The sequence below is a fragment of the Burkholderia sp. E168m22 genome (genome assembly GCF_001319805.1).
Classification (GTDB): Bacteria; Pseudomonadota; Gammaproteobacteria; order Burkholderiales; family Burkholderiaceae; genus Burkholderia; species Burkholderia orbicola.
In genome coordinates this window covers 55084-61295 of record NZ_BBSK01000013.1, presented here as the reverse complement: position 1 = coordinate 61295, position 6212 = coordinate 55084, and the positions used below count along the sequence as shown (strand labels likewise).

Here is a 6212-nt window from a genome sequence, read left to right as displayed (position 1 = left end):
GCGCTCGGGCGAGGAAGCCGTCGTCTGCACGCTGATGCGCCAGGTCGGCAAGCTGCTGGTGGTCTGCTATCTCGACAACGAATGGGATCACATCCGCCGCCGCGCGGCCGAGTTGAACGGCGACGAATCGGCCGCCTGCGTCGACGTGCTCGGCGTCGGCTTCGACGAGATCGGTCTCGAAGCCGCCGCGCGCTGGCGGCTGCCCGACGTGATCCGCGCGGGGATGGCCAACGGAGATCACGCGGCGCACGCCGACGCGTTCGACGACGACGGCGACGCCCGCCACGCGGGCCCGGCGGCAGACGACGGCCCGGCCGATCGCGGCCCGGCCGACCGCATCCGCTGGCTGCGCGCGGTGAGCCGCTGCTCGACCGACGTCGCCGGCGCGCTCGTCATGCCCGCGAGCCCGCAGCGCGACGCGCGCATCGCGGCGCTCGCGCAGCACTACGGCGCGGAGCTCGACATGGAATCCGACGCGCTCGTCGAGATCGCCGAACGGCTCGCGCGCGAGGAAGCGAGCGACACCGTGATGCGCGAGATCGTCGAGCTGCGCGCGAACGCCGATGCGATCGCACGCGCGCAGGCCGCGCCCGAGGCCTGCCTCGAAGCCGGTCTGGCCGACCTGCGCGCGCTGCCGTCCGAGCACGTGCTGACGCCGGTGCTCGCGCTCGCGTCGGAAAGCCTGCTGGCCGGCCTCGCGTTCACGCGCACCGTGATGTTCGTGCGTCACGACGACGGTACGTTCGCCGCGCGCCTGGGCTTCGGCCCCGGCGTCGACACGGCGCTCGACCGGCTGCGCTTCGACGAACGCTTCGAGCCGGACGTGTTTCATCTCGCGATCTCGAACTCGGTCGGCATCTTCATCGAGCAGGCGCAGGAGCCGAAGATGATGAAGCGCCTGCCCGCGTGGTATCTCGATGCGTTCGACGACACGCGCGCATTCGTGCTGCTGCCCGTGCGCGTCGGCACGACGAGCGTCGCGCTGCTGTACGGCGACTGGGCCGGCGCGCAACCCGCACGCAAGATCTCGCAGCAGGAGATGGCCGTGCTCAACGAACTCGCGCGCGAGCTGGGGCGGTTCTTTCCCGCGCAGCCAGGCTGACGGCCGGCGCGCGTCCGGCGTTTTCGCTCCCCAAAAGAAAAACCCGGCCGCATCAGCGGCCGGGTTTTCTTTACAACAGCGTGCGCTCGAGCGATGCGCTTACTTGAGCGTGACGGGCACGCTGAAGTACTTCTTCGCGAGGTTGTCGATCGTGCCGTCGGCCTTCAGTTCCTTCAGCGCCTGATCGAGCGCGGTCTTCAGTGCCGCGTCGTTCTTGCGCAGGCCGAAGCCGACGCCCGAGCCGAGGATCTCGGTGTCGCTGACCGTGCCGCCCGCGAACGCGAAGCCCTGGCCTTGTGGCTTCGTCAGGAAGCCCTTCGAGCCGGCTTCCGAATCCTGGAAGGTCGCGTCGAGACGGCCCGACTTCAGGTCGGCGTACGCCAGATCCTGCGTCTGGTACGGCACGACTTCAACACCGGCCGGCGCCCACTTCTTCTTTGCATACGCTTCCTGGATCGTGCCCTGCAGCACGCCGACGCGCTTGCCCTTCAGCGATTGCGGGGTCGGCAGCAGGCCGCTGCCCTGCTTCGCGATCAGCTGGTTCGGAATCGTGTAGATCGGATCGGTGAATGCGATCGCGTGCTTGCGCTGCTCGGTGATCGTCATGTCCGAGTTGATCGCGTCGAACTTGCGCGCCTGCAGCGCCGGGATCAGGCCGTCGAAGTCGTTCTCGACCCACACGCACTTGGTCTTCAGCTTCGCGCACACCGCGTTGCCGATGTCGATGTCGAAGCCGGTCAGCTTGCCGTCGGGCGTCTTGTATTCGAACGGTGCGTACGAGGCCTCGACGCCGAACCGGATCTCCTTCAGATCCGCGGCAAACGCGCTGCCTGCCGCCATCGCCGATGCCGCCACCACCGCATGCGCGGCCACTTTACGCCAATCCAACTTCATCAGGTGTTCTCCTCGATACTCGAATGTTCCGGAACTACGGGCGCATGCATCATTGCAGGGTCGGATGACACCGACAATGCCGATGCCGCGCCGTGATGCGGCGCAACAGCCGCAAGGCCGCGATTGTACCAATCCGCGCGACCCGATATGGCAAAGCGGCCACCGATATGCAATGCTGCGCTGCGCGTCCGGGAGCCGCCACGCGCCCCGTCGAACTCGCAAGACGGTGTCGCAAATACGCAAGCGTGGCGCGTGCGCCGGCCGTGCGGCGGGCGGGTGTTATCGCAAAAAATGAATAGACCGCGAGACGATGCGCGGACTGCGAGTCGCCGCAGCCCGCACGATCGCACCCTGATCAGACGAGTGCGGCCAGCGTGTCGCGCGTCGTATCGACGACGAGCAGGCCCGCGCGCAGGCCGGGCTTCACGGTCGGGTTCGGAAACACGATGCGTTCCTCGTCGTGCTTCACCGTGTAGCGGTAGTCGCCGTCCTGCGCGAGCACGGTGCCGCGCGTGAACGCGGTGAAGTTCGCGACGTCGGCCGCGACGAACAGCTCGAGCGCGTCGCTCTGCTTCGTGATCTGGTCGATGACGGTGAACACGCGCGGCAACGTGGCGCCGCCTTCCGCCCGCCCACCCGACACGAGCTTGCGCACCGCGCGGTCGGCCGGCGCGAAGCGCGTCAGGTCGTTCTGGCCGAACGGACGCACCTTGCCGAGCTCCAGCGTGCACGCGAGCGCGCCGCAATGCTCGGCCGTGAAATGCGAATACGTGTTGCCCTTCGCCGTATGCAGCAGCACGGCCGCGATGCGTGCATCGCCGAGCCATTCGACCATCGCGCGCGTGGGCGGCGTGCCCGTGTGCGGCAGCAGCGCGAACTGTTCGAACACCGATGCGCGAATCGCCGTGTGCATGTCGATATGCCAGCGTGCGCTGCCCGCCGGCGCCGCCCCGAAGAACGCGGATGCCGCCGCTTCGAGCTGCGCGGCGCGCGGCGCTTCGCGACTCGCGGGCACCTGCGCGTGACGGCCGCTGAACAGGCGGTTCAGGTCATCGTCGAGATAGCGTTCGCCCGCGCGCATCGCCGGCACGTTGCCGAGCACGACGAGCAGCCGGCACGCGAGCGGCAGCGCACCCGCCACGAGGTCGCGCGCGAGCATCGACAGCAGCTCGATCGGCGCGGTCTCGTCGCCATGCACGCCGGCCGACACGAGCACGCTCGCGCGCGCCGCGGCGTCGGTCGCCGCCGGTTCGAACGCGAGCAGCCCGTCGCCGAGCCATTGCCAGCGCACCGCGCCGCCCGCGCAGGCGCCGTCCCGTTCGGCCGGCGCGTCACCAGCGAGCGTGAACGCCAGAAAATCGTCGAGCAACGCGGCGGCCGGCATCCGTGCCTCAGCGCTGGAAGTCATACAGCGAACCGACGCGCAGGATCTGCGTAAGCTCGTCGAGCGCCGTACGCGACTCGTCGAGCAGCGCCGGATCGGCGAGGTCTTCCGGTGCGAGGCGGTCACGATAGTGCTTGTCGATCCACGCGTCGAGCGACGCGAACAGCGTGTCGTTGATCCACACGTTCGACGTGACGGCCGCGCGCTCGGCGTCGTTCAGCACGACGCGCAGGCGCAGGCACGCCGGGCCGCCGCCATTCTTCATGCTTTCGCGCAGGTCGAACACGAGCACGTCGTGAATCGGGCCGTTGCCGGCCGCCAGCTGGTCGAGATAGGCGGCGACCCGCGCGTTCTCGCGGCATTCCTGCGGCACGACGAGCACCTGCGAACCATCCGCGCGCGACAACAGCTGGCTGTTGAACAGGTAGGACGTCACCGCGTCGTTCACGCTCACCGCCGCGTCGGGCACCTCGATCACGTTCAGGCGCGCACCGCGCGCGTCGAGCGCGGCGGTCAGCGTGTCGTAGATCGCCTGCTTGTTGACGAACGCGCGTTCGTGCGTGAACAGCGTGTCGCGGTTGCCGACCGAGATCACGTCGTTGTGGAACACGCCCGCGTCGATCACGTCCGGGTCCTGCTGCGCGTACACCGTCGCTTCCTCTGCGAGCCCGTGGCGATGCGCGACCGCGCGGCTCGCCTCGAAGGTCTGACGTGCCGGGAAGCGCTTCGGCTCGGGGCCGCGACGGTATTCGGCGCGGCCGTACACGAAGAATTCGATGCCCGGCTTGCCGTATTCCGCGCAGAAGCGCGTATGGTTCGCCGCGCCTTCGTCGCCGAGCGCCGGCGTGCCGGTCAGCGCTTCGTGCACCGCGAAGTGCGTGGGGTCCGCGAACAGCGTCGACAGCGTGCGGCGCGTCGCTTCGTGCTCGATCGCGCGATGCAGCTTGCTGCACAGGTTCGCCGGCGTGAAGTGCACGCGGCCGTCGCTGGTATCCGCCGACGGGCTGACGGTGGCCGCGTTCGCGGTCCACATCGCCGACGCCGAGCTCGCCGCGGCGAGCAATTCGGGCGCCTGCTTCGCGGCCTTCGCGATCACGTCCGCGTCCTTGCCGGAGAAGCCGAGCTCGCGCAACAGGCGCAGCGACGGCCGCTCCTGCGGCGGCAGCACGCCTTGCGCGAAACCGAGATCCGCGAGCTGCTTCATCTTGCGCAGCCCCTGCTTCGCGGCGGCCTTCGGGTTCGCGGCCGACTTCTCGTTGTTGAGCGACGCCACGTTGCCGAACGACAGCCCGGCGTAGTTGTGGGTCGGGCCGACGAGCCCGTCGAAATTGGCTTCTTGTGCGTTCATCGTCGTTCCCTCGATCAGAAATGCAGGCCCGGCGACAGGCTCGCGGGCAAAGTCAGTTGCGTGCTTTCCACCGACGCCATCGGGTACGCGCAATAGTCGGCCGCGTAGTACGCGCTCGGGCGATGGTTGCCCGAGCGGCCCGTGCCGCCGAACGGCGCGGCGGACGATGCGCCATTGGTCGGCCGGTTCCAGTTGACGATCCCGGCGCGGATCGTGCGGCGGAAGTGCTCCCACACCTTCGCGTCGTCGGCCAAGAGCCCGGCGGACAGGCCGAACGCCGTGTCGTTCGCGCGCTCGATCGCCTCATCGAACGTCGCGTAGCGGACGATCTGCGCGAGCGGGCCGAAATGCTCTTCGTCGGGCAGGTTCGCGACGCCCGTCACGTCGACGATCGCCGCATTCACGAAGCCGAGGCGCGGATCGCGCTGTGTCATCGCGACGATCGGCTTCGCGCCCTGCTCGACCAGGCGCGCCTGCGCATCGACCAGCTTCGCGGCCGCGCGTGCCGAGATCACCGCGCCCATGAACGGCTGCGGATCGGCGTCGAACACGTCGGCGGTGATCTTCGACGTGACGTCTGCGAAGCGCGCGAGGAAGCGGTCGCCGAACGCGCCCTGCGGCACGAAGATGCGGCGCGCGCACGTGCAGCGCTGGCCGGCCGACAGGAACGCCGACTGGATCGTGTGATGCACGGCCGCGTCGATGTCCTCGACTTCGCCGATCACGAGCGGGTTGTTGCCGCCCATCTCGAGCGCGAGCACGATCTCCGGACGGCCGCCGAACTGCTTGTGCAGCAGCGTGCCCGTATCGGAACTGCCGGTGAAGAACAGCCCGTCGATCTGCCGATGGTTCGCGAGCGCGATGCCGGTGTCCTTCTCGCCCTGCACGAGGTTCAGCACGCCGGCCGGCAACCCGGCTTCCTGCCACACCTCGACCGTCGCGCGCGCGACGCCCGGCGCAAGCTCCGACGGCTTGAACACGATCGTGTTGCCGGCGATCAGCGCCGGCACGATATGACCGTTCGGCAAGTGGCCGGGGAAGTTGTACGGGCCGAACACCGCGACGACGCCGTGCGGGCGGTGACGCAGCACCGCGACGCCGTCGGCCATGTCCTGACGCTTCTCGCCGGTGCGTTCCTGATACGCCTGGATCGAGATGCCGACCTTCGCGGCCATCGATGCGACTTCGGTGCGCGCTTCCCACAGCGGTTTGCCCGTCTCGCGGCCGATCGCGGTCGCGATCGGTTCCTTGCGCTCGGTGAGCAACGCGGCGAAGCGCTTGACGATTTCGCAGCGCGCTTCGAAGTCGAGCGCCGACCAGCCGGCGAACGCGCGACGTGCGCTCGCGACCGCACGGTCGACGTCGGCCGCCGACGCGCTCTCGCCCTGCCAGGCGACGGCGTCGGTGCCGGGGTTGCGCGAAGCGAAGACGGGGCCCGAGCCTGCGACCCAGGCGCCGTCGATGAAGAGTTCCGTCATGATTCG

The 6212-nt window shown here is 69.0% G+C and carries 5 protein-coding genes; 1 reads left to right on the top strand and 4 read right to left on the bottom strand.

What is annotated here, in order from left to right:
• The coding region (locus AP428_RS03220) for an HDOD domain-containing protein (RefSeq protein WP_054927564.1) at positions 1 to 1102 on the top strand (1102 nt) is incomplete at its 5' end.
• A 99-nt stretch (positions 1103 to 1201) separates the two neighbouring features.
• Here the strand turns inward: AP428_RS03220 and AP428_RS03215 are convergent.
• The 4 genes from AP428_RS03215 to astD form a co-directional block, all read right to left on the bottom strand.
• Positions 1202 to 1996 (bottom strand): ABC transporter substrate-binding protein, encoded by a 795-nt coding sequence (locus AP428_RS03215; protein WP_011544992.1) that lies wholly within the window; start codon positions 1994 to 1996, stop codon positions 1202 to 1204.
• Positions 1997 to 2351: 355 nt separating this feature from the next.
• Positions 2352 to 3380: a succinylglutamate desuccinylase gene (astE, locus tag AP428_RS03210; RefSeq protein WP_011544990.1), complete on the bottom strand. Its 1029-nt coding sequence runs from the start codon at positions 3378 to 3380 to the stop codon at positions 2352 to 2354.
• Positions 3381 to 3387: 7 nt separating this feature from the next.
• Entirely contained in the window at positions 3388 to 4728 is a 1341-nt protein-coding gene (astB, locus tag AP428_RS03205; RefSeq protein ID WP_011544989.1) for an N-succinylarginine dihydrolase, read from the bottom strand.
• A 14-nt stretch (positions 4729 to 4742) separates the two neighbouring features.
• The gene (astD, locus tag AP428_RS03200) at positions 4743 to 6206 is read right to left on the bottom strand and encodes a succinylglutamate-semialdehyde dehydrogenase (RefSeq protein WP_054927563.1); all 1464 of its coding nucleotides are present in this window, start codon (positions 6204 to 6206) and stop codon (positions 4743 to 4745) included.
• Between the last annotated feature and the right edge of the window lie 6 nt (positions 6207 to 6212).

What these genes read in the sequence shown, in the direction of transcription:
- AP428_RS03215 (WP_011544992.1), bottom strand. Translation starts at nt 1,996, where the DNA reads ATGAAGTTGGATTGGCGTAAAGTGGCCGCGCATGCGGTGGTGGCGGCA.
- astE (WP_011544990.1), bottom strand. Translation starts at nt 3,380, where the DNA reads ATGCCGGCCGCCGCGTTGCTCGACGATTTTCTGGCGTTCACGCTCGCT.
- astB (WP_011544989.1), bottom strand. Translation starts at nt 4,728, where the DNA reads ATGAACGCACAAGAAGCCAATTTCGACGGGCTCGTCGGCCCGACCCAC.
- astD (WP_054927563.1), bottom strand. Translation starts at nt 6,206, where the DNA reads ATGACGGAACTCTTCATCGACGGCGCCTGGGTCGCAGGCTCGGGCCCC.